Source organism: Streptacidiphilus sp. EB129 (assembly GCF_041262645.1).
Classification (GTDB): Bacteria; Actinomycetota; Actinomycetes; order Streptomycetales; family Streptomycetaceae; genus Streptacidiphilus.
Window position 1 is genome coordinate 403,746 of the sequence record NZ_JBGCCS010000001.1, and the last position, 25,795, is coordinate 429,540.

23 protein-coding genes are annotated in these 25,795 nt (G+C 72.3%); 14 read left to right on the plus strand and 9 right to left on the minus strand.

What is annotated here, in order from left to right:
- The 7 genes from ABH925_RS01785 (at position 1) to ABH925_RS01815 (ending at position 8,525) form a co-directional block, all read left to right on the plus strand.
- Positions 1-1,329, plus strand: a complete 1,329-nt coding sequence (locus ABH925_RS01785) for a sulfate adenylyltransferase subunit 1 (protein ID WP_370144819.1) — start codon at positions 1-3, stop codon at positions 1,327-1,329.
- Positions 1,330-1,354: 25 nt separating this feature from the next.
- A complete protein-coding gene (locus ABH925_RS01790; RefSeq protein ID WP_370144820.1) occupies positions 1,355-2,365 on the plus strand; it encodes an ABC transporter substrate-binding protein in 1,011 nt (336 codons plus the stop codon).
- Between the two features lie 112 nt (positions 2,366-2,477).
- Complete coding sequence (locus ABH925_RS01795; RefSeq protein WP_370144821.1) at positions 2,478-3,281, plus strand: ABC transporter ATP-binding protein; 804 nt, start codon at positions 2,478-2,480, stop codon at positions 3,279-3,281.
- Positions 3,268-4,134 carry an ABC transporter permease gene (locus ABH925_RS01800; RefSeq protein ID WP_370144822.1) on the plus strand — a complete coding sequence of 289 codons (867 nt, stop codon included), beginning with the start codon at positions 3,268-3,270 and terminating at the stop codon, positions 4,132-4,134. Before ABH925_RS01795 ends, ABH925_RS01800 begins: the two co-directional genes overlap by 14 nt.
- A 16-nt stretch (positions 4,135-4,150) precedes the next feature.
- A complete protein-coding gene (locus ABH925_RS01805; RefSeq protein ID WP_370144823.1) occupies positions 4,151-6,094 on the plus strand; it encodes a glycosyltransferase family 2 protein in 1,944 nt (647 codons plus the stop codon).
- Between the two features lie 38 nt (positions 6,095-6,132).
- The gene (locus tag ABH925_RS01810; protein WP_370144824.1) at positions 6,133-7,122 is read left to right on the plus strand and encodes a hypothetical protein; all 990 of its coding nucleotides are present in this window, start codon (positions 6,133-6,135) and stop codon (positions 7,120-7,122) included.
- A 53-nt stretch (positions 7,123-7,175) separates the two neighbouring features.
- The gene (locus tag ABH925_RS01815; RefSeq protein ID WP_370144825.1) at positions 7,176-8,525 is read left to right on the plus strand and encodes a glycosyl hydrolase family 28-related protein; all 1,350 of its coding nucleotides are present in this window, start codon (positions 7,176-7,178) and stop codon (positions 8,523-8,525) included.
- Between the two features lie 72 nt (positions 8,526-8,597).
- Here ABH925_RS01815 and ABH925_RS01820 read toward each other — a convergent pair whose 3' ends face one another.
- Together ABH925_RS01820 and ABH925_RS01825 are read right to left on the minus strand one after the other, a co-directional pair.
- A complete protein-coding gene (locus tag ABH925_RS01820) occupies positions 8,598-9,620 on the minus strand; it encodes a hypothetical protein (protein ID WP_370144826.1) in 1,023 nt (340 codons plus the stop codon).
- A gap of 52 nt (positions 9,621-9,672) precedes the next feature.
- Positions 9,673-10,497 carry a G1 family glutamic endopeptidase gene (locus ABH925_RS01825; RefSeq protein WP_370144827.1) on the minus strand — a complete coding sequence of 275 codons (825 nt, stop codon included), beginning with the start codon at positions 10,495-10,497 and terminating at the stop codon, positions 9,673-9,675.
- 199 nt (positions 10,498-10,696) lie between these two features.
- Here ABH925_RS01825 and ABH925_RS01830 point away from each other — a divergent pair, with 199 nt between their 5' ends.
- A complete protein-coding gene (locus ABH925_RS01830; protein WP_370144828.1) occupies positions 10,697-11,683 on the plus strand; it encodes a helix-turn-helix domain-containing protein in 987 nt (328 codons plus the stop codon).
- Between the two features lie 40 nt (positions 11,684-11,723).
- Here the strand turns inward: ABH925_RS01830 and ABH925_RS01835 are convergent, their stop codons facing one another.
- The 7 genes from ABH925_RS01835 to ABH925_RS01865 all read right to left on the minus strand — a co-directional run bounded on the left by ABH925_RS01835 (position 11,724) and on the right by ABH925_RS01865 (position 19,299).
- Entirely contained in the window at positions 11,724-12,584 is an 861-nt protein-coding gene (locus tag ABH925_RS01835; RefSeq protein WP_370144829.1) for a 3-hydroxybutyryl-CoA dehydrogenase, read from the minus strand.
- A gap of 150 nt (positions 12,585-12,734) precedes the next feature.
- On the minus strand, positions 12,735-13,907 hold the full coding sequence (locus tag ABH925_RS01840; RefSeq protein WP_370144830.1) for an acyl-CoA dehydrogenase family protein: 1,173 nt from the start codon (positions 13,905-13,907) through the stop codon (positions 12,735-12,737).
- 42 nt (positions 13,908-13,949) lie between these two features.
- Complete coding sequence (locus ABH925_RS01845; protein ID WP_370144831.1) at positions 13,950-15,122, minus strand: acyl-CoA dehydrogenase family protein; 1,173 nt, start codon at positions 15,120-15,122, stop codon at positions 13,950-13,952.
- A gap of 70 nt (positions 15,123-15,192) precedes the next feature.
- A complete protein-coding gene (locus tag ABH925_RS01850; RefSeq protein ID WP_370144832.1) occupies positions 15,193-17,265 on the minus strand; it encodes an acetate--CoA ligase family protein in 2,073 nt (690 codons plus the stop codon).
- 2 nt (positions 17,266-17,267) lie between these two features.
- Positions 17,268-17,459: a ferredoxin gene (locus ABH925_RS01855; protein ID WP_370144833.1), complete on the minus strand. Its 192-nt coding sequence runs from the start codon at positions 17,457-17,459 to the stop codon at positions 17,268-17,270.
- Between the two features lie 65 nt (positions 17,460-17,524).
- Complete coding sequence (locus tag ABH925_RS01860) at positions 17,525-18,850, minus strand: NADH-ubiquinone oxidoreductase-F iron-sulfur binding region domain-containing protein (protein WP_370144834.1); 1,326 nt, start codon at positions 18,848-18,850, stop codon at positions 17,525-17,527.
- Complete coding sequence (locus ABH925_RS01865; protein WP_370144835.1) at positions 18,847-19,299, minus strand: hypothetical protein; 453 nt, start codon at positions 19,297-19,299, stop codon at positions 18,847-18,849. Before ABH925_RS01865 ends, ABH925_RS01860 begins: the two co-directional genes overlap by 4 nt.
- A 378-nt stretch (positions 19,300-19,677) precedes the next feature.
- Between ABH925_RS01865 and ABH925_RS01870 the strand changes: the two genes are divergently transcribed.
- From ABH925_RS01870 to ABH925_RS01895, 6 genes are all read left to right on the plus strand, one after another.
- On the plus strand, positions 19,678-20,874 hold the full coding sequence (locus tag ABH925_RS01870) for an aromatic ring-hydroxylating dioxygenase subunit alpha (protein WP_370144836.1): 1,197 nt from the start codon (positions 19,678-19,680) through the stop codon (positions 20,872-20,874).
- Positions 20,871-21,515, plus strand: a complete 645-nt coding sequence (locus ABH925_RS01875) for a TetR/AcrR family transcriptional regulator (RefSeq protein ID WP_370144837.1) — start codon at positions 20,871-20,873, stop codon at positions 21,513-21,515. The genes ABH925_RS01870 and ABH925_RS01875 overlap by 4 nt, the downstream gene beginning before the upstream one ends.
- A gap of 163 nt (positions 21,516-21,678) precedes the next feature.
- On the plus strand, positions 21,679-22,827 hold the full coding sequence (locus ABH925_RS01880; RefSeq protein ID WP_370144838.1) for a spermidine/putrescine ABC transporter substrate-binding protein: 1,149 nt from the start codon (positions 21,679-21,681) through the stop codon (positions 22,825-22,827).
- A gap of 1 nt (position 22,828) precedes the next feature.
- Entirely contained in the window at positions 22,829-23,800 is a 972-nt protein-coding gene (locus tag ABH925_RS01885; protein WP_370144839.1) for an ABC transporter permease, read from the plus strand.
- Positions 23,797-24,660, plus strand: a complete 864-nt coding sequence (locus ABH925_RS01890) for an ABC transporter permease (protein ID WP_370144840.1) — start codon at positions 23,797-23,799, stop codon at positions 24,658-24,660. Before ABH925_RS01885 ends, ABH925_RS01890 begins: the two co-directional genes overlap by 4 nt.
- A 5-nt stretch (positions 24,661-24,665) precedes the next feature.
- Positions 24,666-25,736 (plus strand): ABC transporter ATP-binding protein, encoded by a 1,071-nt coding sequence (locus tag ABH925_RS01895; protein ID WP_370144841.1) that lies wholly within the window; start codon positions 24,666-24,668, stop codon positions 25,734-25,736.
- Positions 25,737-25,795 lie beyond the last annotated feature (59 nt).

Consider the following 25,795-nt stretch of genomic DNA (forward strand, 5'->3'; position numbering starts at 1 on the left):
ATGACGATCCATCATCGAATATCCCCGGCCGCCGCGCCGGGCGCCGAGGCCTCGCTGCTGCGGCTGGCCACCGCCGGGTCGGTGGACGACGGGAAGTCGACCCTGGTCGGGCGGTTGCTGCACGACTGCCAGGCGGTGCTGGCCGACCAGCTCGCGGCCGTGGAACGGGTCTCGCGCGAACGCGGACTGCCAGCCGCGGACCTGGCGCTGCTCACCGACGGCCTGCGCGCCGAGCGAGAGCAGGGCATCACCATCGACGTGGCGTACCGCTACTTCGCCACCGCCCGGCGGCGGTTCATCCTCGCCGACACCCCCGGCCACGTGCAGTACACCCGCAACATGGTCACCGGCGCCTCCACCGCGGACCTCGCGGTGGTGCTGGTCGACGCCCGCAACGGGGTCACCGAGCAGACCCGCCGCCATATCGCGGTCGCCGCGCTGCTGCGGGTGCCGCACATGGTCGTGGCCGTCAACAAGATGGACCTGGTCGGCCACGACGAGTCGGTCTTCGCGGCCATCGCCGACGAGTGCACCGCCTACGCGGCGCGGCTGGGCGTGCCCGGGGCCGTCTCCATTCCGATCAGCGCCCTGCACGGCGACAACGTGGTCGACCCGTCCGCGTCGATGGACTGGTACTGCGGCCCGACCCTGCTCGAACACCTGGAGGTCGTCGACGCCGACGAGGAGCCGTTCGGGTTCGCGGCCCGGTTCCCGGTCCAGTACGTGCTGCGGGCGCAGGCCTCCGGCGGGTTCCGCGACTACCGCGGCTACGCCGGCCGGCTGGCCTCGGGCGTGCTGCGCCGCGGCGACCGGGTCGTGGTGCTGCCGTCCGGACAGCACTCCTCCATCGCCGCCATCGACCGGCTCGGCGAGCGGGACGTGGACCTCGCGTTCGCGCCGCAGTCGGTCACCCTGCGCCTGGCGGACGACCTGGACGTCTCGCGCGGGGACGTGGTCGCCCCGTCGGCCTCGCCGCCCAGGGTCACCCGGGAGCTGACCGCCACCGTCTGCCACCTGGCCGACCGGCCGCTGCGGGCGGGAGACAGGGTCCTGCTGCGCCAGGGGACCAGCAGCGTCCGGGCGATCGTCCACTCCCTGGACGCGCGGCTGGACCTGCAGTCGCTCGCCGCGGACCCCTCGCCGCCGAGCCTGTCGGCCAACGAGATCGGCCAGCTCACGCTGCGCACCGCGGCGCCGCTGGCCGTCGACGACTACCGGTTCAACCGGGGTACCGGTTCGTTCCTGCTGGTGGACGAGGCCGACGGAGCAACCCTCACCGCCGGGATGGTCGGCACTCTCGACGGGGGAGTCGCCGATCATGCGGACTGAGTCCAGTCATCGCTCCTGTGTTGTCATGATCATGATACTGGCGCTGCTCGGCGCGGTGACCGGCTGCGCGGTCGGCGTCGCCGCCGCCCCCGGGCCGGCGGCGGAACTGCGGCTCGGTTACTTCGCCGACATCACCCACGCCACCGCCCTGATCGGCGTCGGCCAGGGCCGCTACGCCCGCGACCTCGGCTCCACCCGGCTGGAGCCGCAGGTCTTCGCGGCGGGCCCGGACGAGATGACCGCCCTGCTCGGCGGCCACCTCGACGCCGCCTACGTGGGCCCGTCCTCCGCCCTCAACGCCTATGTGCACAGCCACGGCGAGGCCCTGCGGGTGGTGGCCGGAGCCACCATCGGCGGCGCCGAACTGGTGGTGCGGCCCGGCATCGTGACGCCGGGTCAGCTGCGCGGCCGAGCCCTGGCGACCCCGCAGCTGGGCAACACCCAGGACGTGGCCCTGCGCTACTGGCTCAAGCAGCAGGGATTCAGCACCGACCCGAGCGGCGGCGGTGACGTCGCCGTCGTCCCACAGAGCAACGCCACCACGCTGGAGCAGTTCCGCGCCGGGCGCATCGACGGCGCCTGGGTGCCCGAACCGTGGGCCTCGCGCCTGGTCGTCGAGGGCGGCGGACACGTGCTGGTGGACGAGCGGTCGCTGTGGCCGGGCGGCCGGTTCGCCAGCACCGACCTGGTGGTGGCCACCTCCTATCTCACCGCACATCCGGGCACGGTACGGGCCCTGATCAACGCGCAGCTCGACACCGAGGCCTGGATCGCGGCCGACCCGGCCGCGGCGCGGCAGGCCGCCGAGTCCGCACTGCGCTCGCTGACCGGCACGGCGCTGCTCCCCGCCGAGGCCACCCGCGCCTGGAGCGAGCTGACGCTCACCGACGACCCCGTCACCGGCTCCCTGCCGACGATCCTGCAACATGCCGTCGCCGTCGGCCTGCTGCCGGACACCCCCGTCGACGGAATCTACGACCTGGCCCCGCTCGACCAGGCCCTGGCCGCACGCGGCCGCCCCGCCATCGCCCGGTGAACCCCCGCCTGATGAATCCCTGCCCGGTGAACCCCTGCCATGTGAACCCCTGCCCAGCACCCTCCCGACGACGGACCCGCGCGAGCACTCGCACGCCGGAAAGGACCAGGCCATGAGCATCGCATCGAGCACTGCACCGCCCGTACCCGCGGCGGGGACGGCGCCCGATCCGGCCGTGCACCTCCGTGGTGTCACCAAGAGCTACGCCAGAGCCGGAACCGGTGGTCCGCCGGTCCTGGAGGACATCGACCTGGCCGTCCCACCGGGCGGCTTCACCTGCGTCATCGGAGCCTCCGGCTGCGGCAAGTCGACACTGCTCAGCCTGATCGCCGGACTGGACCGGCCCAGCTCCGGCCGGGTCGACGTGGCCGGCGGCCATGCCGCGCTGATGTTCCAGGACGCCGCCCTGTTCCCCTGGCTCACCGCCGGCCGCAACGTCGAACTGGCGCTGCGGCTGCGCGGGGTGCGCCGGGCCGAACGCCGCGAGCGGGCCGAACGGCTGCTGGCCCTGGTACGGCTGGACGGGGCCCGCGACCGACCGGTGCACCAGCTCTCCGGAGGGATGCGGCAACGGGTGGCGCTGGCCCGGGCGCTGGCCCAGGAGAGCAAGGTGCTGCTGATGGACGAGCCGTTCGCCGCCCTGGACGCGATCACCAGGGACGTGCTGCACGACGAGCTGATCAGGCTGTGGCAGGAGACCGGCTGCGCCGTGGTCTTCGTCACCCACAACGTCCGCGAGGCGGTACGCCTGGGCCGCCACGTCGTCCTGCTCTCCTCCCGGCCCGGCCGGATCGCGGCGGAGTGGACGGTGGAGATCCCGCAGCCGCGCCGGATCGAGGACGCCGCGGTGGCCGAGTTGGCCGTGGAGATCACCGAGCACCTGCGTGAGGAGATCAGCCGCCATGCCCGCCGCTGACAGCGACCTGGTCGAGGCCGGACTCGACGCCCTGGACGCCCCCGCCCGCAGGCCGGTCGGAGCCCTGGTCCGGCTGCGCCGCTCGGTGCTGCCCCCGCTCCTCGCGGTGGCACTGGTGCTGGTGCTGTGGGAGGCCGTCGTCCTGGCGCGCTGGGAACCCGACTGGGTGCTCCCCGGACCGGCCGAGGTCTGGCAGAGCATGCTCGGTGCGCTGCGGCAGGGGGAGGTCTGGCCCAGCGTCGGCCAGAGCGTCCTGCACGGGCTGCTCGGCTTCGTCGCGTCGGTGCTGATCGGCACCCCGCTGGGGCTGCTGGTCGGCCGGCTCCGGCCGTTGCGCGTCGCGGTCGGCCCGGTCCTGGCCGGACTGCAGAATCTGCCCTCGGTCGCCTGGGTCCCGCCCGCCATCATGTTCTTCGGAGTGACCCCGGCCGCCCTCTACTGCGTGGTGCTGCTGGGTGCCGTGCCCTCGATCGCCCTCGGCCTGGTCTCCGGGCTCGACCAGGTACCGCCGCTGTTCCTGCTGGTCGGCCGCAACCTGGGCGCCCGCAGGCTGGCCTCGGTGCGGCACGTGCTGCTGCCCGCGGCGCTGGCCGGCTACGTCGGCGGACTCAAGCAGGGCTGGGCCTTCGCCTGGCGCTCGCTGATGGCCGCCGAGATCATCGCGGTCTCCCCGGCCCTCGGCCACGGCCTGGGACGCCTGCTCAAACAGGCCCAGGACGCGGGCGACATGGGACTCGCCTTCTGCGCGATCATCCTGATCCTGTGCGTGGGCGTCATGGTCAATCTGCTGGTCTTCGCCCCGCTCGAACGCAGGGTGCTGCGATCCCGGGGCCTGTCCGGCCCGGACACCTGAGGAGCGGGGCCCACCGATGTTCCATCCCGGCACCATCGCCCTCCTCGCCGTCGACCTGGCCCTGCTGCTCCTGCTGGTGCGCTGGCCGCTGTCCCGGCGCTTCGACGACTCGGACCGCGGCGCCGGCCGGATCGTGCAACTGCCGCCGATCCGCCGCCCGTCGATACCGCGCGCACTGAGCTTCCTCCTGGTCGGAGCGGCCGTCAGCACGCTGATCGTCGCGCTGAGGCACCCTCAGCTCGCCCAGGCCTACAACTCCCTGGTCGCCGACACCCTCTCCGCGGCCAACAGCGACACCCACCTGACCACGATGTACGCGCGCAGTCTGCCGCCGCTGATACCGGCGGCGGTGGTCGGCTACCTGGTGACGATCGCCGTGGTGCTGCCGGCGACGTTCGGACGGCGGCTGATGATCCTGGCCCACGCGCCGCTGTTCATCGCCCTGTCCGTGCTCGCCGACTGCTTCACCGCGATCCTGGGCGCCGCCACCGGCCTGCCGCTCGGCCCTGCCCCGCTGATCGCCCTGCTGCTCCAGTCCACCTTCGGCTATCTGCTGATCTACCGCCTCACCTTCACCACCTACCGGCTGCCCGCCCCGACACCGCTGCCCCGGCTGCGGCGTGGCGACTGGCAGGACAACCTGGTCCTCTCGCTCTGCCTGGTCGGCAGCCTCAGCATCGTCACGACCCTCGCGGTGCTGCTGATCCAGCGTGTCGGCAGCCATCCGCTCGCGGCCTTCCTCATCCTGGCCGGCCTGCGCTCCGGGGTCACCGACGTGACCTTCACCCTGCTCGCGCTGGTGCGCGTGGCGGGCGGGCGCAAGCCGCGCCCGGGACCGCAGCGCCCCGCACTGGACGTCATCATCCCGGCGTACAACGAGGCGGCCGGGATCGAGCGGCTGCTGCGGTCCATCGACCGGGCGGCGGGCGCGTACGGGGGGCCGGTGCACGTCGTCATGTGCGACGACGGCTCCACCGACGACACCCGCGCGCTGGCCGAGGCGGTCGTCGCCGGCTACCGGTACGCGACCGGCGAGGTGATCCAGGGCCCGCACGCGGGCAAGGCGAAGGCGCTGAACCTGGCGCTGGCGCGCTGCACCGCCGACTACGTCTACCGCGTCGACGCCGACTGCGCGCTGGATCCCAACGCCTTCGCCCACTCGATCCCGCACTTCCTCGCCGACCCGCGCGTGGGCACGGTCGGCGTACTGACGCTGCCCAAGGAGCCGTACGGCACCTGGATCGACCGGATGCGTGCCATGGAGCAGCTGTTCACCTACGGCTTCTGCCTGGCCACGCTCACCACCGTCGACGCCGTGCCCTGCATCCCGGGCACCTTCTGCGCCTTCCGCCGCCAGGTGGCGGTCGACTTCGGCGGCTTCATCCACGGCATGTTCGGCGAGGACGCCGAGTTCACCTGTGCGTTCGGCCGGCTGGGCTGGCGGGTGGTGATGGATCCGCGCGCGGTCTCCTACGAGGACGTGCCGCCCCGGGTCGGCCAGCTGCGGGTCCAGCGCTTCCGCTGGGGACTCGGCGGCATGATGAACTTCTCCCGGTTCACGCCCTTCGGCCAGGGCGCCCCGGGCCCCCGGTTCTGGTTCGAGCTGCCCAGGAGCGCGGGGACCCGGCTGACCTCCCCGATCCACTTCTTCGTGATGATCCTGGCGATCCTCTACGGGACGCTGCAGCCGCAGCCGCAGCACAACGTCGCCCGCTTCGCCGTGGTCTTCGCGCTGGCGCAGCTGCCGGCGATCATCCCCAGGATCTTCGTCATCCTCTTCTACCGGCGGGCGCACCTGCTGGCGTGGATCCCGCTGTGGCTGCCGTTCTCGCTCCTCAAGCGCTTCTTCCAGCTGGAGTCGACCCTGGCCTGCGGCACCCGGCCGGTACGGATGCCGGCGGCGCTGCGCTCCCTGCTCCCGACCCGGCGTCAGCAACCCGACCCCGCGCCGGGGTCCTGACGCCGGGAGCCCGAGTGAGAACGAGGAGAGGAGCTCCGATGCAGCACCTGCGACCGCAGCAACGGCGAGCACAGCACCTGCGACCACAGCACCGGCGACGCGTCACGGCGACGGCGGCCGTGCTGGCCGTCTGCGTCCTGGCGGTCCTCGCCGCCCTGGCGGGCTGCGGGGGACCCGGGAGCGGGGCGACCCCGACCGCCGCACCGTCCGCCCTGCGCTCCGGCTCGTCGGCGCCGGCGTCCGGCGGCCCGGCCACCGGGGCGTCCGACGGGCGGTCCTGGATCGTCAGCGGCGCCACCCTGACCCGGCTGCTGGCGGCGGACACCGCGGGCTGGACCACCGCCAGGAACTTCGACACCCCCCACGCCTACGTGCTGACCGGCGCCGGCGACTGGGCGGTTCCGCACGGCTGGAGCAGCACCCCCACCGCCAGCTTCAGCAGTTGGACCGCGCTCCAGTCCGCCTTCGCCCGCCACACGCTGGACCCGCGCATCCGCGCCGTCCTCTACGACAACGAGCACTGGTCGCTGACCCCGGCGGCCGAGCAGGCCGACCCGGCCCACTACGACCAGCTGGCCGCCCAACTCGTCCACCAGCACCATCTGCTCTTCATCGCGGCACCCGCCACCGACCTGGTGAAGCAGCTCAGACCCGACGCCACCACCGGCGCCTTCGACACCTATCTGAGCCTGGGCCTGGCCGGGGACATCGCGTCCTCTGCCGACGTGCTGGACCTCCAGGCCCAGGGCGCAGAGGACAACCCCACCCTGTTCGCCTCCTTCGTCTCCGCGGCCGCCGCCCAGGCACGCCGCGCCCATCCCGGCGTCGTCGTCCTCGCCGGGATCAGCACCAACCCGTCGGGAACCCCCGTCACCGCGGCCGTCATCGACCGGTCCGCGCGTGCGGTCCAGGCGGACGTGGACGGCTACTGGCTGAACGACCCGGCCGCCTCCCCGGCCTGTCCCAGCTGCACCGGACCGTTTCCGAGGGTCGCCCTCGCCGCCGTCAGCAGGCTCGGCGGCCGGTGACCTGACTCCTGTTCGCTCCACCCCTGCCATCCCTGTGAAGAAAGGGAACCACCATGGACAGCAATCGCACGGTCGGGCGCCGTGACGCGCTGCGCCTCGCCGCTCTGAGCGGTGGGGTCGGCCTGGTCGCGGCGTCGGCCACCGCGACTCCCGCGTCCGCGGCCACCCAGCGGGCCCAGACGATGTTCGACGTGACGGCGTACGGTGCGGTCGGCGACGGGAGGACCGACGACACCACGGCGATCCAGAACGCCCTCAACGCCGCGGCAACGGTCAAGGGCGCCGTCGTCACCTTCCCGCCCGCGCCCGGCGGCTGCTACCGGACGTCAGGAGTGACCGTTCCGGGCGGCATCGGCCGACTGCAGGGGTGGTCCGACCTGTACGACGCCAACGGACCGGCGGCGGCGACCCTGACCGGGTCGGTCCTCGCACCGTTCAGCGCCGCCACCACCACACTCCTGACGGTCGGTTCGAGCGGCAACGGCGCGGTGGTCGACGCCAATCCGCACGGTCTGACCGTCGACGGCCTCGGTTTCCTGGGCACGACACCCACCGGAACCGCCGCCCCGGCGCTCTGGGGCGCCAGTGTCGTCGACACCTCCGACGTCACCTTCCAGAACTGCCGCGACGTCTTCTGCGGCGCACCGGGCTTCAAGGGCTATCCGACCGGTGGGCTGGGCACCGGCGGATTCGTGCGCTTCCTCTCCTCCGGCACCGCCAACGTTTTCTCGGTCAACGGCCGGGTGCTGTTCTGCTGCTCCTACGGTGCGGGCAGCTTCGTCGTGGCCGACGGCCTGTCGACCGCCTACCCCGGGGGCGGCAGCACCGACGGCCGGATCATCGGTTGCCAGGTCAACGGCCACAGCCACGGCGTCCAGCTCGGTCCCACCCTGGCGGGCGCGGGCGGCTGGGGCATCATGGAGTGCCACTTCTCCTCGGCCGAGGGCTCCAGCCACGTCAACTACGGCCTGGCCGGCAACCCGTGGACGCTGCGGATCGAGGGATGCTACTTCGACCTCTGCGCGGAGGTCCCGATCGCCTGCCACGGCCACGGCCTCCAGGTGATCGGCAACTACTTCCGGGCACTGGGCAACGCCACCGCCGTCTACTTCGGATCCGCCCTCGCCACCTTCGGACGGGACCCGGCGGCCGTGATGACCGGCAACGCCCTCGACCTCAACGGGGCCACCGGCGTGACCTGCTTCGCCCAGTTCGACGGCTTCACGGCCGCCGAGTTCGCCGCCCACGGCGGCGGCCAGTACTCCGGCAACCTGGTGCACAACCACGGCGCCGCCATGCCCAAGAGCTGGATCGGCCAGTTCGTCGGCTCCAACGCGACCCGGATCGCCGCCTCGTCGACCGCGTCCCTCGACCTCGCTCCCGGCCCGGTCCTCCCGGTCTGACCGGACGGGCTCAGGCCGTTGCCCCACCGCTCGGGTAGCCGAGCGGTGGGGCAACGGCCCTGGGGGTGCGGCTCAGTTGCCCGAGCCGGGGGTGATCACGCAGCCGCCGTCGTTGTTGCTCCAGAGCGGTTGCATGACGAAGGTGCCGGTGGAGAGGGCCACCGGCTGGAAGTTGCTCTCGCAGAGGTCGCCGATCTCCTCGCCGTTGGCGTCGACCCAGCCGCTGGACGGCTGCGGGTCGGTCACCGACTCGGCGAACTCGTGGCCCTCGACGATGCTGAAGGCGTCGAGTGCGCCGCCCAGCGCCGCGTTGGGGCAGCGGCTGCCGCTGGGCGCGTCGAGCTGGTAGGGCATGTTCGTGTAGGAGACGCTGCCGGTGTAGTCGTGGTAGGCGCAGAAGCCGGAGGACGGCCAGCCGTCGGGGGAGGTGCCCTGCGGGCTCATCACCACGATCTGCGCGTCCGGGTTGCCGGCCACCCCGAAGTGCGCGGCGGCCGCGTCGGCTTCGGCCGCGATGTCGGACTGCTGCGACGCGGCCGGCGCGGGTGCGCTGTCGTCGACCCAGCTCCCGGCGAGGACGGGGCCGTTGAACACCGGGCCGGCTCCGTTGCCGTCCGGGTACTGGGTGGTGGTGCTGGACCAGGTGTCCGAGGCGGTGCCGACGCCGTTGAACAGGTTCGTCATGTACGGCTGGACCGCGTTGGGGTCGCTGTCCCACTGCGAACCCCAGTAGACCAGGTAGACCTGGGGACTGTGCTGCACCACCCCGCCGCCGTACTGGAGGCCTCCGGACGCGGCGGAGGCGGCGGAAGCGGCGGCGGGGACGGCCGACCCGGCGTGGGTGCCGCCGGCCGGGTAGACGCCGAACCTGCCGTGGGTGACCACCCGGACCAGGTGGCCGTGGCTGCGCACGTAGTGGACGGCCCCGCCCGTGGGGCGGGCGGCGGCGGACCTGGGCGCCTGGGCGGAGGCGGTGGGGGCGGCGACCAGCTGCGTCGCCGGGAGCAGCGCGACCGCGCCGGCGGTGAACAGCGTCGCGCAGAGGCGGCCGGTGCTCTTGCGGTGGGGGGACTTGCGGTGGGGGGAGAGGTTCACGACACTCGCATTTCTCTCGGTGTGGGGATCGAGACGGACGGAAGCCGCTGTGTCAGTAGCGGATCGACGCGGGCCTGTCGGCCGTGGTGTGGTTCGTCCTCGCGAAGCCGCCGCCTGCCGGAACGATGGAGAACGAACCGTTGCTGAGGGCGGTCTCGGTGTACTGGCCGCTGTCGATCGCCTGCGGCCCGAACGCGTCGAAGGCCTGGCCGTTGACCGTGACGTTGGAGAAGTCGAGCCGGCCGAAGGAGGGGTAGCTCTGCGTGGGCGACTCGATGACCGCCTCGGCGCTGACGTTCTGACCGTCGAGCTGCTGCTGCGTGCTCTCCGTCCAGCCCTGCGTGTTGTCGGTGAGCGTGAGCGTGTAGTTCCCCGAACCGTCGGTGCTGACGGCGCCGGTGAAGGAGTCGCCGGTCGACACCGGGTCGTTGAAGTACTGCGGCGGCGCCGGGTACATCTCGTACCACCCCGACAGGACGGGTGAACCGCTGGAGCAGTCGACCTGTACCCCGGTCTGCTCCACCGTCTGTGAGCCGTAGCCGTCTATGCCGACCCAGGGTGCGAACAGGTCGTTGGCGGTGTTGCACTGGACCTGCGGCATGGTCCAGGAACCGGAGATGTTCTGGAAGCCGCTGCCCTGGGCCACGTAACCGCCCCAGACGCTGCCGCCGTCGAAGCGGGTGTGCGGGTGGTGCGCCCCGCGTCGCTGGACCGGGGCGGGGCCGAAGGCGGACGAGGCATGTGACGAGGCCTGCGGTGACGAGGCCTGCGGGGCGGTGGCGGCGGGCGCGGCGGTGGCCGGCGTCGCGAGGGCCAGGGCGGCGGCGCCGGCTGCGGCGACAAGCGCCGCGGCAGTACGTGACGTGGCTGCGGGCATGGCTGAACTCCATGGGGGTGTGGGGGGTTTGGCGCAGTGGGGTTGGGGGATCCCACTCCGGTCACACAGCTCACACTCAGGGTTGTTGCGGCCCGGCTGGTAGACGTGGGACGATTCCAGAACCCGACATGGCGGGAACATGCCATGCATGTGTACCGCCGCCTCTCCCCGGGGCGACCGACGCGGGAAAGGCCGGTCGATGCGCGAAACCCGCGGCGACGGCGCCACGGCGCTGCTCGACTGCCTGGGCCTCTCCCGTGCCGAGGAGGCCGTGTATCTGCGGCTGCTCGCCGAGCCTGGCCTCGCCGCGCCGGAACTGGCCCGCCGTCTCGATATGACGCAGCATCAACTCGGTTACCACACCGAGTCCCTGACCGCATACGGCCTGGTGGAGCGGGATGGCACGCACCCGGCCGGCTGGCGCGCGACCGCACCGGACATCGCCCTCGAAGCACTGATGCGCAGACGCGAGGCCGAGCTGATGAAACTGCGCGGCCGGGTGGACGAGCTGATGCGCAGCTACCGCCGGAGCCGGCAGGCCCCGGGCTCGGACGAACTCATCGAGGTCGTCAGCGGCCGCGAGGCCATCGCCGGCTGCTGGCGCACCCTGCAGGACAGCGCGCACTCCCAGATCCAGATCCTGGACAAGTCGCCCCATGTCCTGGCCGCCGACCCGCAGTACGAGAGCACGCTGATCCGCAAGGGCGTCGTGGTCCAGGTCATCTACGAGAGCCAGGTCGTCCGCAATCCCGAGCGGCTCGCCGACATCCACCGGTACATGAGTGTCGGCGAGCACTCCCGGATGCTGCCCCGGCTTCCCTTCAAGCTCGCCCTGGTCGACGAGCGCTGGGCCCTCCTGCCGGTCAGCACCGGATCGGCGCTGCACAGTGCCCTGGTGGTCCGCCCCTGCTCCCTTCTTGACGCTCTGTCAGGCCTCTTCGCGCTGTCCTGGTCCCAGGCGATGCGGATCCCGCGCACCGGAACGTCGGAGGAATCGGAGGCGGAGGGGCGGCGGCGCGAGCTGCTGACGCTGCTCGCCGCGGGCCTCACCGACGACAGCATCGCCCGCCAACTGGGCGTCTCCACCCGCACCGTGCAGCGGCTGGTCCGCGAGTTCATGGACTCCTTCGGCGCCCGCACCCGCTTCCAGGCAGGCGTCCAGGCCGCCCGCCTGGACCTGATCTGACCGGGGATCCCTCAGGCGAGTGGTGGCGACCGCGGGCGGGTCACGGGTAGCGGTGGAAGCCGCGGCCGGACTTGCGGCCCAGCAGGCCCGCGTCGACCATCCGGGCCAGCAGCGGGGGCGGGAAGTACAGCGGCTCCTTGTACTCGTGGTACAGCGACTCGGCGATGGCGACCGTGGTGTCCAGGCCGATCAGGTCGGCCAGGGCGAGCGGGCCCAGCGGGTGCGCGCAGCCCAGGACCATGCCGCGGTCGACGTCCTCGGCGGAGGCCAGGCCCGACTCCACCATCCGTACCGCGCTCAGGAGGTAGGGCACGAGCAGGGCGTTGACCACGAAGCCGGCCTGGTCCTGGGCGCGGATCACCTCCTTGCCCAGCGGGCCGGTGGCGAAGGCCGCAGCGCGCTCCAGCGTGCCGGCGCCGGTCAGCAGCGAGGGCACCAGCTCGATCAGCGGGAGCACCGGGACCGGGTTGAAGAAGTGCAGGCCCACCACCTGTTCCGGCCGCGAGGTGGCTCTGGCCAGCCGGATCACCGGGATCGAGGAGGTGTTGGTGGCGAGGATCGCGTCCGCCCGGCGCACGATGCCGTCCAGCCGGGTGAAGACCTCGACCTTGGCGGCCTCGTTCTCGGCCACCGCCTCGACCACCAGGTCGCGGTCGGCCAGCCGTTCCAGCCGGTCGGTGACGGTGAGGTGGTCCAGCGCGGCAGCCCGCTCCTCGGGCGACAGCTTGCCCCGGGCTACCGCGCGTTCCAGCGAGGCGACGATCCTGGCGGTGCCGGCCTTGACGGCGCCGGGGTTCGCCTCCGCGACCACCACGTCCAGCCCCGCGCGGGCGCAGACCTCGGCGATGCCGGAGCCCATCAGACCGCAGCCAACGACACCAACGCGTGCTATGTCCGCCATACGGCGACCCTTCCGTTCGGTAACTGCGGGTTTCGGTACCGCGGGTTTCAGTGCTGCGGCTTTCAGTGCTGCGGCTTTCAGTGCTGCCGGGGGACTGCTGCCCGCCGGGTGTGCCGCCGGCGCGCGACGGCACGCCCGGCTGACGTACGGTCAGTCGGCGGAGGGCAGTTGCAGGACGCCGGTGCCGCGCTTGATCAGCTCGTTGGCGATGATCAGGCGCTGGATCTCGGAGGTGCCCTCCCAGATCCGGTCCACCCGCAGCTCGCGGTAGAGGCGCTCGACGGGGTAGGAGCGGTCGTAGCCGCGTCCGCCGAAGATCTGCACGCAGCGGTCGATCACCCGGCCGGACGCCTCGCTCGCGGAGAGCTTGGCGATCGCTGCCTTGGCGTGCAGGGTCTTGCGGTCCGCGTCGGGTTGGCTCGCCTCCCAGGCGACCTGGTGGGTGTAGGCGCGGTGCACGGCGATGTCCGCGGCGCTGTCGGCGAGCATCCCCTGGATCAGCTGGAAGGAGGCGATCAGGGCGCCGAACTGCTCGCGCTGCACGGCCCAGTCGCGGGCCAGTTCCAGGGCCCGCTCCGCCGCGCCGATGGTCCGCGCGGCGATCATCAGCCGCTCCTCGGTGAACCAGGACCGGGTGATGTCATAGCCGTTGCCGACCCCGCCGAGCACGGCGTCCTCGGGCACCAGGACGTCGGTGAAGGTGAACTCCGGGTGCTCGTAGACGAAGGTGTGCATGAAGCGCGGCACCCGGGTCATGGTGATCCCCGGGGTGTCCTTGTCGACCAGGAACAGCGTGGGGGCCTTCTCCTCGCCCGCGGCGGCCAGCAGGATGACGAAGTCGGCGTGGTCCCCGACGGTGACGAACCACTTCTCGCCGTTGATCAGCCAGCCGCCGTCGGTGCGGGTGGCGGTGGTGGCCAGGTTCTGCGGGTCGGAGCCGGCGCCGCGCTCGGTGACGGCGTAGCAGTCGCGCCGCTCGCCCTTGATGACCGGCACCAGGAAGCGCTCGCGCTGCTCCGGGGTGCAGAAGCGCAGCGCGTTGGCGGGCCGCCAGACCATGTCCCACAGCGCGCCGGTGAGCCGGCCCAGCTCCTCCTGGACGACGGCCTGCTCGAAGATGGTGAGCCCGGCACCGCCCCACTCGGCGGGCATGTTGACGGCCTGCAGCCCGGAGTCGAGCACCGCCGCGCGGACGGCGTCGTGCGCCTGCGGCGGCAGCCCGTTGTTCTCCTCGCACTCCTGCTCGTACTGCATCACGATCTCAGTCAGAGCGCGGGCGGTGGTCTTGAGTTCGACCTGGTGGGGGGTGAGCCGGAAGTCCATGTCGGTCCCTGTTCTCGGGTGTGGTGGGGTGGCGGAGAGGAGTCAGTGGGTGGGCAGCTGCAGCGCCCGGGTGCCGCGCTTGATCAGCTCGTTGGCGATGATCAGGCGCTGGATCTCGGAGGTGCCCTCCCAGATCCGGTCGACCCGGATTTCGCGGTAGAGGCGCTCGACGGGGTAGGAGCGGTCGTAGCCGCGTCCGCCGAAGATCTGCACGCAGCGGTCGATCACCCGGCCCGCCGCCTCGCTGGCGGCGAGCTTGGCGGTGGACGCCTTGGCGTGCAGGGTCTTGCGGTCGGTCTCCGGCCGGTCCGCCTCCCAGGCGACCTGGTGGGTGTAGGCGCGGTGGACCGCGATCTCGGCGGCGCTGTCGGCGAGCATCCCCTGGATCAGCTGGAAGGAGGCGATCGGGGCGCCGAACTGCTCGCGCTGCACGGCCCAGTCGCGGGCCAGTTCCAGGGCCCGCTCGGCCGCGCCGACGGTCCGCGCGGCGATCATCAGTCGCTCGTCGGTGAACCACTCCTTGGTCAGCTCGTAGCCGTTGCCGACGCCGCCGAGCACGTCCGCGTCCGGGACGAAGACGTCGGTGAAGGTGAACTCCGGGTGCCCGTTCACGGCGCTGTGCATGAAGTGCGGCACCCGGGTCATGGCCACCCCGGCCGCCTGCTTGTCGACGAAGAACAGCGTGGCGGCCCGCTCCGGACCGGCGTCGGCCTGGACCAGCAGGAAGTCGGCGATGTCGCCGCAGGTCACGAACCACTTCTCGCCGTTGATCAGCCAGCCGCCGGAGACCCTGGTGGCGGTGGTGGTGCCCGAGGACGGGTCGGAACCGGCGCCCGGCTCGGTGACCGCGAAGGCGTCGAACTTCTCCGCCCGGATGATCGGCAGCAGGTACTTCTCCCGCTGCTCCGGGGTGCCGTGGATCAGCACGTTGGCGGGCCGCCAGGGGATGTCCCACAGGCAGTTGGTGACCTTGCCGAACTCCTCCTCGACGATCACCTGGTCCAGCAGCGAGAGCCCGGCGCCGCCCAGGTCCTTCGGCATGTTGATGGCGTAGACGCCGGCGTCGATCGCGGCCCGGGTCAACTCCTTGACGGTGTCGGCCGGGAGCGGGCCGCCGGCCTGCTCGGACTGGTCCTCGTAGCGCATCAGCAGCTGCGAGTACGCGGCGGCGCGCCGCTTCAGGTCGGCCTGCTCGGGGGTGTAGCGGAAGTCCATGGCTGCTCTCCGAAGGGTGGGGGTACGGGAGTTGGAGCGCGGGGATGGGGTGGGGCTCGCCGTGAAGGGCTCAGCCGAGTACGGCCCGGGAGTCGAGGGCGAGGGCACCGGACGGGCTGACCAGCAGCGGGTTGACCTCCAGTTCGGCGATCTCCGGGTGGGCGGCGGCGACAGCGGTGATCCGCTCGACGGCCGTCGCCGCGGCGGCCACGTCGACGGCCGGCCGCCCGCGCACCCCGTCCAGCAGCGCCGCGCTGCGCAGGCCGCGCAACAGTTGCTCGGCGCGCTGCGCGGTGACCGGGGCGAGGGCGAAGGCGACATCGCCCAGCGCCTCGGTGAGCACCCCGCCGAGCCCGACCATGGCGATCGGGCCGAACCGCGGGTCGCGGTTGACTCCGACGATCAGCTCGATGCCGCCGGAGAGGTCGGCCATGGCCTCGACCGAGTAGGACGGCGCGCCCAGCGCGGCGTGCATGGTGCGGTAGGCGTCGACCAGCGCGTCCTGGTCGGCCAGTTGCAGGGCGACGCCGCCGGCGTCGGACTTGTGCAGCACATGCAGCGCCTTGAGGACATAGGGGCCCGCGAACTCACCGGCGGCGGCCCGCAGTTCCTGCTCCGAGCAGACCTCGCGCGCGGGCGGGAAAGCGACACCGGCGGCTTCCAGCAGGCGCCGGGTGCCGTGGTAGTCGGCGGCACGGAGGGGGTCGGCGGCCGGCGGGAGACCGGTGATCCCGGAGCCTTCGGCGGCCGGGCCGGCGGCGAGAGCGGCCAGGGCCCGGGCCGCGTCCTCGACCGCCTCGTAGACCGGCACGCCGGCCCGGGCCAGTACCTGGCAGCTGCGGGAGCGCGGGTACATCGACTGCACCACCAGCGGCTTGCCGCTGCGGGTCAGGTCCGCCGCGATCGCGTGGGCCGCCTCCAGTTCGGCGGCGCCCAGGGTGCCGTCGGCCCCGCCGAGTCCGCCCTCGGCGGCCGCGTAGCCGCCGAAGTAGCCGGTCATCAGGACCGCGTCCACCTCGTCGGCCCGGATCAGGGCCCGGACGCTGTGGGCGTAGGACATCGGGTCCTGCTCGCCCATCCCGGCCAGGTCGACCGGGTTGCCGACGGCGGACTGCTCCCAGAGCACGCCCGCCAGCTGCTGCTGGGAACCGGTGCCCAGCTCGGGTACCTCCAGCCCGGCGGCCTCGACGGCGTCGGCGGCTATGGAGCCGTGGCCCCCGCCGTCGGTGAAGACCGCGACGCGCCGGCCCGGTGCGCGGCGGTCCGCGTTCAGGGCGGCCAGCACGGCGGCCATCTCGCGTGGCGTGTGCACCAGATGGATCCCGGCGTCGCGGCAGGCGGCGGCGACCACGTCGCCGGAGGTGGTGAGCGCGCCGGTGTGGGACTTGGCACTGCGCGCCGAGGCACTGCCCCGGCCGGCGGTGAGCAGCACCACCGGCTTGCCCGCCTCGGCGGCGGCCTGGGCGGCGGCCTCGGCGAAGGACCGCCCGTCGCCGAAGTCCTCGGCGTAGACGGCGATGGCGCGGGTCGGCTCGTGCCGGGCGCAGTCGGCGACCAGGTCGACCAGGGTGACGTCGGCCTGGTTGCCCAGCGAGACGAAGCGGGAGAAGCCCAGGCCGTAGGGGCCCATCCGGAGCTGCAGCTCCAGTGCGAGGTTGCCGCTCTGGCTCAGCAGGGCGACCGCGCCGGGGGTGAAGCTGTCGGAGGCCAGATACAGCTCGGTGGTGTTGTCGGTGATGCCCAGGCAGTTGGGGCCGACCAGTACCGCGCCGGCCGCGCGGACCCGCTCGGCGATGGCCCGCTGCCGGGCCAGGCCCTGCGCGCCGGTCTCGGCGAAGCCGGCGGTGATGCCGACGATCGCCCGGGCGCCGCAGCTGAGGGCCTCCTCGACGGAATCCTCGAAGCCCGACTGGGGGACGGAGATGACGACCAGGTCGACCGGTTCGCCGATTCCGGTCAGGCTGGTGGCGGCGGTGCGGCCGAGGACGGTGCCGCCGCGCCGGTTGACCAGGTGCACCGGTCGGCGCCCGGGGGCGCGCAGCGCCTGGGAGGCCACCGCGTGGCCGTACTTGGCCGGGTCGTCGCTGGCGCCGAGGACGGCGACCGAGGTCGGGTCGAACAGCGCGGTCAGGTCTCGTCGCATCGTCAGCGCTCCAGTCGCAGCGCGCGGTTGGGGCAGGCCTCGACGGCCGCGCGGGCGGCCGGCTCCTGGTCGGCGGCCGGCTGTGCGGCCAGGATCTGGGCGTAGCCCCATTCGTCCAGGTCGACCAGCGCCGGTGCGTGCTCCTGGCACAGCCCGTAGCCCTGGCAGAGGGTGGAATCCAGCAGGAGTTTCATGGTGCGGCCTCGCGTTTCGGCGGCGAATCTGGTCTGTCGGGTGGGTGGGTGTCCGGGGTGAGCGGTCAACCGGACGTCGGCGAGAGGGTTGCTCGCGCGGTTCCTCGCGCCCCTGGGGTGGTGTGTGGTCGGTCGATCGCGGTCAGCCGCTGCGCCCCTGGGGCGATGTCGGGGGCGGGGACGTGGAGGCGTCGGCCGCTGTCGGGCGGGGTCGCCGCGCAGGTGGGGCAGGGGCGTCGGAGATGGGCCGCGACGAGTTCGGGGAAGTGGGCGAGCAGGGAGCCGGCCAGTCGTGCCGCGGCGTCGAGCAGGCCGCAGGCGCCGCGTCCGGGCAGCCCCCGGGACCAGCGGGCCAGGTTCGCGGTGCCCTCGGTGCCGCAGACGCCGGTGGCCAGGGCGGACAGCGTCTCGGCCATGGCCCGGGTCCCGGAGACGCAGACGCCGCACTGGCGGCTGCTCTCCGCGGCCAGCAGCTCCAGCGCATCGGCGGTGATCGCGACGGGGCACTCGTCCGCGTCCAGGAAGCGGATCGCGCCGCAGCCGAGCCCGCTGCCGGCTGAGGCCAACTCGGCCTGGTCCAGCCGGAGTTCCAGCCGATCGGGGTCGAGCAGTCCGCCGAACAGGCCGCCCATCAGCACGGCGCGGGGCTGCGGGACGCCGTGCAGTTCGGCCAGGGTGCGCAGCGGGGTGCCGTAGCGGACCTCGGTCAGCAGCGGATGGCGCGGGCCGCCGGAGAGGGTGACCAGCGCGGTGGTCGCGGCCCCGTCCCGGTACCGGGACAGCAGTGCCAGCCGGGCCAGCGTCTCGACGTTGGCCACCAGGGTGGGCGCGCCGCCGACACCGCGCTCGAACGGGCGGGGCGGTTTGGCGGTGGGGAGCGCGGGACCGCCGTCGATGCGGCGGACCACGGCGGTCTCCTCGCCCGCCACATAGGCGTGCTCGGTGCGCAGCACGCTGACGGGCAGTCCGGGATCGCGCTCGGCCAGCGCCTGCCGGATCCGCTCGGCGGCGACGGCGTCGGACAGGTACACGTATCCCCGGTCCGCGCCGGTGATCGCGGCGGCCAGGGCCAGCCCGTCCAGGACCAGGTGCGGGCGGGCGCGCATCAGCCAGCGGTCCTTGGCCGATCCCGGTTCGCCCTCCTCGCCGTTGGCCACCACCACCGGCGTTCCGCCGCGGTCGCGGACCGAGCGCAGTTTGGTCGCGGCGGGAAAGCCGGCTCCGCCGCGTCCGCGCAGGTCGGCGGCGGCCACGCGGTCCAGCAGGGCACCGGTGTCGGGGCAGGGCCGGTAGCCGCCGGCGGCCAGGTACCCGTCCAGGGACTCGACGGTCTGCGGGTTCGGGCCCAGTACCGGGGACGGGTCCCCGGTCGGGGTGCGGATCGTGGTCATCGGTCACCTCGTGGTCGGATCGGCTGCGGGTGGGTGTCCGAGTCCGTCCGGAGTCGTTCGTGCAGGGTCCGGAGGGCTGCGGTGAGCGTGGTCCGGTCGGCTGCGGCCCGGTCGTAACCCGGTCCGGGCAGGCCGATCAGCATGTGGTGGTGGCTGAGCACCACCTCGCCGGCGAGCACCGCGGTGCGCGGGTCGCCGGGTGCGGTGCCCGCTGCCACGTCCGCGACCAGCGCGGTGACCTCGGCCAGATAGCGCAGCCAGCCGCGCTGGCTGCCGTGCAGGATCAGGCGTTGGACGCGGCGGCTCTCGGCGGCAGCAGTCGCCGGGGGTGGGCCGGTCACCGCGGGTGAGCCGGTCGCCTGGGTCCGCAGTGCCGCGACGGCGTGCGGCAGCTCGCGTTCGGGTTCAGGGGTCAGCCCGAGCCAGACCAGCTTCCGATAGCCGTACATGCCGGCCTCCGCAGGAGTGGGGGTGGGATGGGGGTGGGGCACACGGTGGAGCACCAGGTGGAGCGGGACGCCGACGCGGCGACTGATGACGGCCTCGGGGGAACCGGTTGCCGGGGCAGGACCGGGGAGGGGGTCACGCTGCGGCCGGTGGGGCGGCCGGACATACCCGGCAGCGGCACCCGGCGATGGCGGTGGCTGTGCCCATCACCGTAACTAATCAATTAGTCAGTCAGCAAGCCTTGACATGGTTGCTCTCTGGTCCCAACCTGGCTGAACAAACAGTCAGCGCGGCCCTTCGGCGGCCGTGGACGACGGGTCTCCCCGCCGATCCGGACCGCCGCCCCACCCGTGGCCCCGCGCGACCTGCAGGAGTGCCCGATGCAGTCCGAACTCCCTTCAGCGACGGCCGAGTCGGCCGTCCCGACCGCCGCCCCCGGTGCCGCCCCCGGCTCGGACCCGGCCCCCGCCGCGGCTCTCGCGGCGCACTACTACACCGATCCGCTGGTCGCCGAGGCGGAGACCGAGCACGTCTTCGCCCGTTCCTGGCAGCTGGTCTGCCACGAGTCGGACCTGCCCGGCCCCGGCGCCCGCCTGGCCGCCACGGTGGCCGGCCGCGAGGCGCTGGTGGTCCGCACCGAGGACGGTGGCCTCGCCGCCCACCTCAACGTCTGCCGCCACCGCGGCACCCGGCTCGTCTCCGCCCCCGAGCCCTCCGGCAAGGCGATCCGCTGTCCTTATCACGGCTGGACCTACAAGCTCGACGGCACGCTGGTCGGCGCCCCCGAGGCCCGGCAGATCCCGTGCCTGGACAAGCCCAGCCTGGGCCTCTACCCGGTCCGGGTCGAGTCCTTCCTCGGCTTCGTCTTCGTCAACCTGGACCGTGACGCGGTGCCGCTGGCGGAGCAGTGCGCCGGCCTGGCCGAGGCGGTCGGCCGCTACACGGGCCCGGATCTGATCCCGGTCGGCAGGTACCGGATCCACGACCTGGCCGGCGCCGAGGTGCAGCGGGCCAACTGGAAGGTCGTCGTCGACAACTACCTGGAGGGCTACCACGTCCCGGTGGCCCACCCCGGGCTGATGCGGCTGTTCGACTACCAGAACTACGTCGCCAGCGAGCTGCGCGAGTCCTACGCCCTGTTCCAGGTGCCGATCCGCGACAAGCCCTCCTCGAACTTCGTCGAGCGGCTCTACCAGCGGCTGGCCGCCCCGATGCCGGGGCTGACGCAGGCCGACCGGCGGGTGTGGCGTTACGCGGTGATCTATCCGAACACCCTGATCGACTTCTATCCTGACCACGTGCTCGCCTGGACCGCTCTGCCCACTGCCCAGGATCGCGTGGCGATCCCCGGCGGCTACTACACCAAGCACGGTGTCGGCATGCGCACCCGCCTGGCGCGGCGGCTGAACATCCACATCGGCTGGATCACCAACCACGAGGACGCGGAGCTGGTCACCAGGGTGCAGCAGGGTCTGTCCACCCCCGGTTTCGCACCCGGGCCGCTGTCCCGCCGCGAGAGCGCGGTGGGCTGGTTCGCCGATCGCATCCGGGCGTCCCTGGCGGGGGCCGGCCGATGACCGCCGAGGAGCGCGCCGAGCAGACCCGCCGGGCCATCCTGGTCGCGGCCTGCGAGACCATCGCCGAGACCGGCTTCGAGAAGGTCCGGATGCGGATGGTCGCCGAGCGTGCGGGCGTCTCCACGGCGCTGCTGCACTACCACTTCGAGAACCGCGAACGGCTGTTCCTCGAAGCGCTGACCTACTCCTACGAGCACGCCGGGGCCGACGGCTACGCCGCCGAACCGCCCGAGCACCACCCGCACAGCTGGCGGCTGGCCCGCGTCATCGACGCCTGCCTGCCGATCGACGCCGAACTGCGCCGCGACTTCCTGCTCTGGCAGGAGCTGCACCTGCGCGCCGTGCGCGACGCGGACTCGCTGAAGGTCGCCCAGGACCTCTACGACAACCTGCGGGAGTGGGTCGCGGGCGTGATCCGCGACGGACAGGCCGCCGAGGAGTTCGGACCCTGCGACGTCGGACGGCTGGCCGACCTGGTGATCGCGCTGACCGACGGCTACGGGACCCGGATCCTGATGGGCAGCGCGGCCATGGCGCCGGCCGACGCACGCGACCAGATCTGGTCCGCGGTCGCCCCCCAACTCGGCGTCCACACGCCGTTCCCGTCCGCGGAGCCGCCCGCCCGGACACGCAGGAACTGAGGCCCGCGCCGCCCCGCTCGCCGGCCTCCTGCCCGCTCCACCCGTCCAACGCCCCGCCACCCCGTTGGCCCGACCACGCCCTCGCGCGAGTGGAACATGCGCTTCCGCATACTCTCGACGCGTCGCCGTCGGTCGCACCCCCACCCTTCGGAGAGGACAAACGATGTCCTATCAGGCACTCCCGCGCTCCCCTCGCCCGCCGCTCTCCCGCCGTTCGCTGCTGCGCGCCGGCGCCGTGGGCACCCTCGGTCTCGGCCTCACCGGCTGCGGCTTCATGCAGGCGCAGACCTCGGCCTCCGACGACACCCAGCCCCCGATCGACGTCAAGGTCGACGGCGACCTCGTCTACTTCAACTGGGCCGACTACGTCGACCCCTCGGTCTTCGCCGGCTTCCAGAAGGAGTACGGCGTCAAGGTGGTCCAGTCGAACTTCGACTCGATGGAGGGGATGGTCGCCAAGCTCGACGCGGGCAACAGCTACGACCTGATATTCCCCTCCGCCAAGTACACCCAGCGGCTGGCGCAGGCCGGACGACTCAGACGCATCGACCACGCGAAACTGCACAACGCCGACGCGGTCTTCAGCGGCTACGGCTACTTCGAGGACCCCTGGTACGACGCCAGGTCCGCCCACTCGGTGCCCTTCACCATGTACAAGACCGGCATCGGCTGGCGCAAGGACAGGCTCGGCAACCTCAGCGGCTCCTGGCAGGACCTGTGGGACCCGGGCGCGAGCGGCACCGCCTTCCTGCTCGACGACGAGGACGAGGCACTCGGGATGGCCGCCCTCAAGCTGGGGATCGACCTGAACACCAGCCAGAAGGCCGACCTCGACCGGATCACCACGCTGCTGAAGAACCTGCGCCCGCATCTGCGCGGCTTCTCCAGCGACGACTACAACAACCTGCTCAACGGCAACGCGACCATCACCCAGGCGTGGAGCGGGGACATGGTCAGCGTGCTGAACCAGGCGAAGGACGCCTCGGTCTACGGGTTCGAGGTGGCCAGGGAGGGATCGCCGATCAACTCCGACTGCTACGCCATCCCCTCGAACGCCAGGCACCCGGGAACGGCCATGCTCTTCATCGACTACATGCTGCGCCCCGCGAACGTCGTCAAGAACATGCAGTACATCGGCTACCCCATGCCCGTGCACGGCACCGAGTCGGCGTACGCCGCGCTGGTCGGCCAGCTGCCGCAGTGCGTCATCAGCCCCAGTGACCTGAAACCCGGGCTGTACTTCCGCAATCCCGCCACCACCGCCGACGCGCAGGCACGTGACGCCGCGTGGACCGATGTGAAGGCGGGCTGACATGGACCTCGGCACCGACCCCACGCCCGTACCCACGCCGATGTCCGCGTCCACGTCCGCCTCCACGTCCGGGTCCGAGCCGAAGCCCGGGACGGCGGCCGGGTCCGCACCCCGGCCGTCCGCCGCCGGAGCCAGGATCTGGACCTGGCTGGCCCTCCCCGGCACCGTGTGGATGTCGGTCATCTTCATCGCCTCGCTGCTCCTGGTCGCCGCGCTCTCCTTCGGCACCACGGACGCGCTGGGCGACCCCCGCTTCGGCGCCACCCTGGTCAACTGGACGGCGTTGACCGACCCGGCCTACCTCACCGTCCTGCTCCGCTCGCTGGAGTACGCGCTGATCACCTCGCTGGTCTGCCTGGTGATCGCCTATCCGGTCGCCTACGCCATCGCCCTGCACGCCGGGCGGCTGAAGAACGCGCTGATCGCCGCGATCGTGGTGCCGTTCTTCGCCAACTACCTGGTGCGGATGTACGGCTGGTCGGTGGTGCTGTCCGACAACGGTCCGCTGCTGGGCTTCCTGCGCTCGATCGGGCTGGCGGGCAGTCACACGAAGATCCTCAACACCGGCTTCGGGGTGATCGCCGGACTGGTCTACGGCTTCGTGGTCTTCATGATCATCCCGCTCTACGCGGCACTGGAGCGCATGGACGTGTCCCTGATCGAGGCCGGCCGCGACCTCTACGGCGGACCGCTGCGGACCTTCCTGTCCGTCACCGTCCCCAGCACCCGGCAGGGCGCGGCGGCGGGAATGGTCCTCGTCTTCCTGCCCGCCATGGGCGACTTCGTCAGCGCCCAGTTCATGGGAGGGCCCAACCAGATCATGATCGGCAACCTGATCCAGGACAAGTTCTTCGAGGGCCAGAACTGGCCGCTCGGCTCCGCGCTCACCATGCTGCTGATGGCGGTGCTGCTGATCGGGATGTTCGGCTACCTGCGGCGCACCCGCAAGGACGAGGCGGAGGCAACCGGATGAACCGCCACCCCATGAACGGCCGTCCGCCGAGACCGCGCCGTGGCCGCCGGGGCGCGGAGCGCAGGCCCTGGTTCGCCATCGCCGTCACCGCCGTGTTCTTCGTGCTGCTCTACCTGCCGATCGGCATGGTGGTGCTGTTCTCCTTCAACTCGCAGAAGTCGCTGACCGTCTTCAAGAGCTTCAGCCTGCGCTGGTACTCCGCCTTCTTCCACGACCACGTGCTGCTCAGTTCGCTCGGTATGAGCCTGCAGGTGTCGCTGGTCGCCATGGCCGGCTCCGTGGTCCTCGGCGTCGCCCTCGCCCTCGGCCTGGTCCGGGCCCGCAGCAGGCTGGGCAGCTACGCGGGCCTGATCATGATGGTCCCGCTGATCACCCCCGAGATCGTCACCGGAGTGGCCTCGCTGCTGCTCTTCAAGGGGCTCGGCGTCACCCTGTCCACCGGAACCGTCATGATCGCCGAGATCACCTTCTCGATCTCCTATGTGACCGTGATCCTGCGTTCCCGGGTCGCCGCGCTCAATCCCGAGGTGGAGGAGGCCGCGATGGACCTGGGCGCCACCCGCTGGCAGTCGCTGCGGCTGGTCACCCTGCCCGCGCTGCTGCCGGCCATCCTGGCCAGCGCCGTGCTGATCTTCGCCCTGGTCTTCGACGACTTCGTGCTGGCCTACTTCACCACGGGCGTCGACCCGCAGCCGCTGGCGGTGCGGATCTACTCCGCCATCCGCTTCGGCGTCGAACCCACCATCAACGCCGTCGGCTCGCTGATGCTGCTCGGCTCCATCCTGCTCATCGCCCTGGCCCTGGCCATCCCGCGCTTCTTCGGCCGCCGCGGCGGCCTCGACATCCTCTCCGGGGAGTGACATCCATGGACACCACCCCTGCGGTCCGGCTGGACCGGGTCAGCAAGGAGTTCGCCGGCTCGTACGCGGTCCGCGACCTCACCCTGGACATCGCACCGGGCGAGTTCTTCTCGCTGCTCGGCCCCTCCGGCTGCGGCAAGACCACCAGCCTGCGCATGATCGGCGGCTTCGCCGACCCCAGCTCCGGCAGCATCCTGCTCTCCGGCGAGGACGTCACCGCGCTCCCGCCGAACAAGCGCAACGTCAACACGGTCTTCCAGAGCTACGCGCTCTTCGACCACCTCAGCGTCGCCGACAACATCGCCTTCGGGCTCAGGCGCAGCGGCACCGCCAAGCAGGAGATCCGCGAGCGGGTCGGCGCCATGCTGGACCTGGTCCAGCTCTCCGACCTGGGCCACCGCAAGCCGCGCACCCTCTCCGGCGGGCAGCGCCAGCGGGTCGCGCTGGCCCGCGCCCTGGTCAACCGCCCGGCGGTGCTGCTGCTGGACGAGCCGCTCGCCGCCCTGGACCTCAGACTGCGCCGGCAGATGCAGGTCGAGCTCAAGCAGATCCAGCGCGAGGTCGGCATCACCTTCGTCTTCGTCACCCACGACCAGGACGAGGCACTGACCATGTCGGACCGGGTCGCGGTGATGAACGGCGGCCGGGTCGAGCAGTGCGGCACCCCCGAGGACGTCTACGAGCGCCCGGAGAGCCGGTTCGTCGCCTCGTTCATGGGCACCTCGAATCTGATCACCGGCGTCTACCGGGACGGCTCGGTCCAGCTGGAGGGCGGGCCGGCGCTCCCGGTGGGTTCCCGGCCCGGCATCAGCGAGGGCGGCACCGTGAACGTGTCCATCCGTCCGGAGAAGATCTGGCTCTCCGACTTCGAGCCCGGTATGCCCGTGGTGAACGGGGTGATCCGGCAGACCGTCTACTCCGGCCCGACCACCACCTACCTGGTCGAACTCGCGCCCGGCATCACCGTCGCCGCGCTGGAGCAGAACACCGCGCGGGCCCGGATGGAGGACCGCTGGCAGGGCGGCGAGACCGTCGAGATCGGCTGGAAGACCGAGCACTGCCTCGTCCTCGGCTGACCCCGCCGGCGGCGCGGGGGCAGTTCGGACGAGCGGTAGCCGCTGCCCCCGCGCCCCCG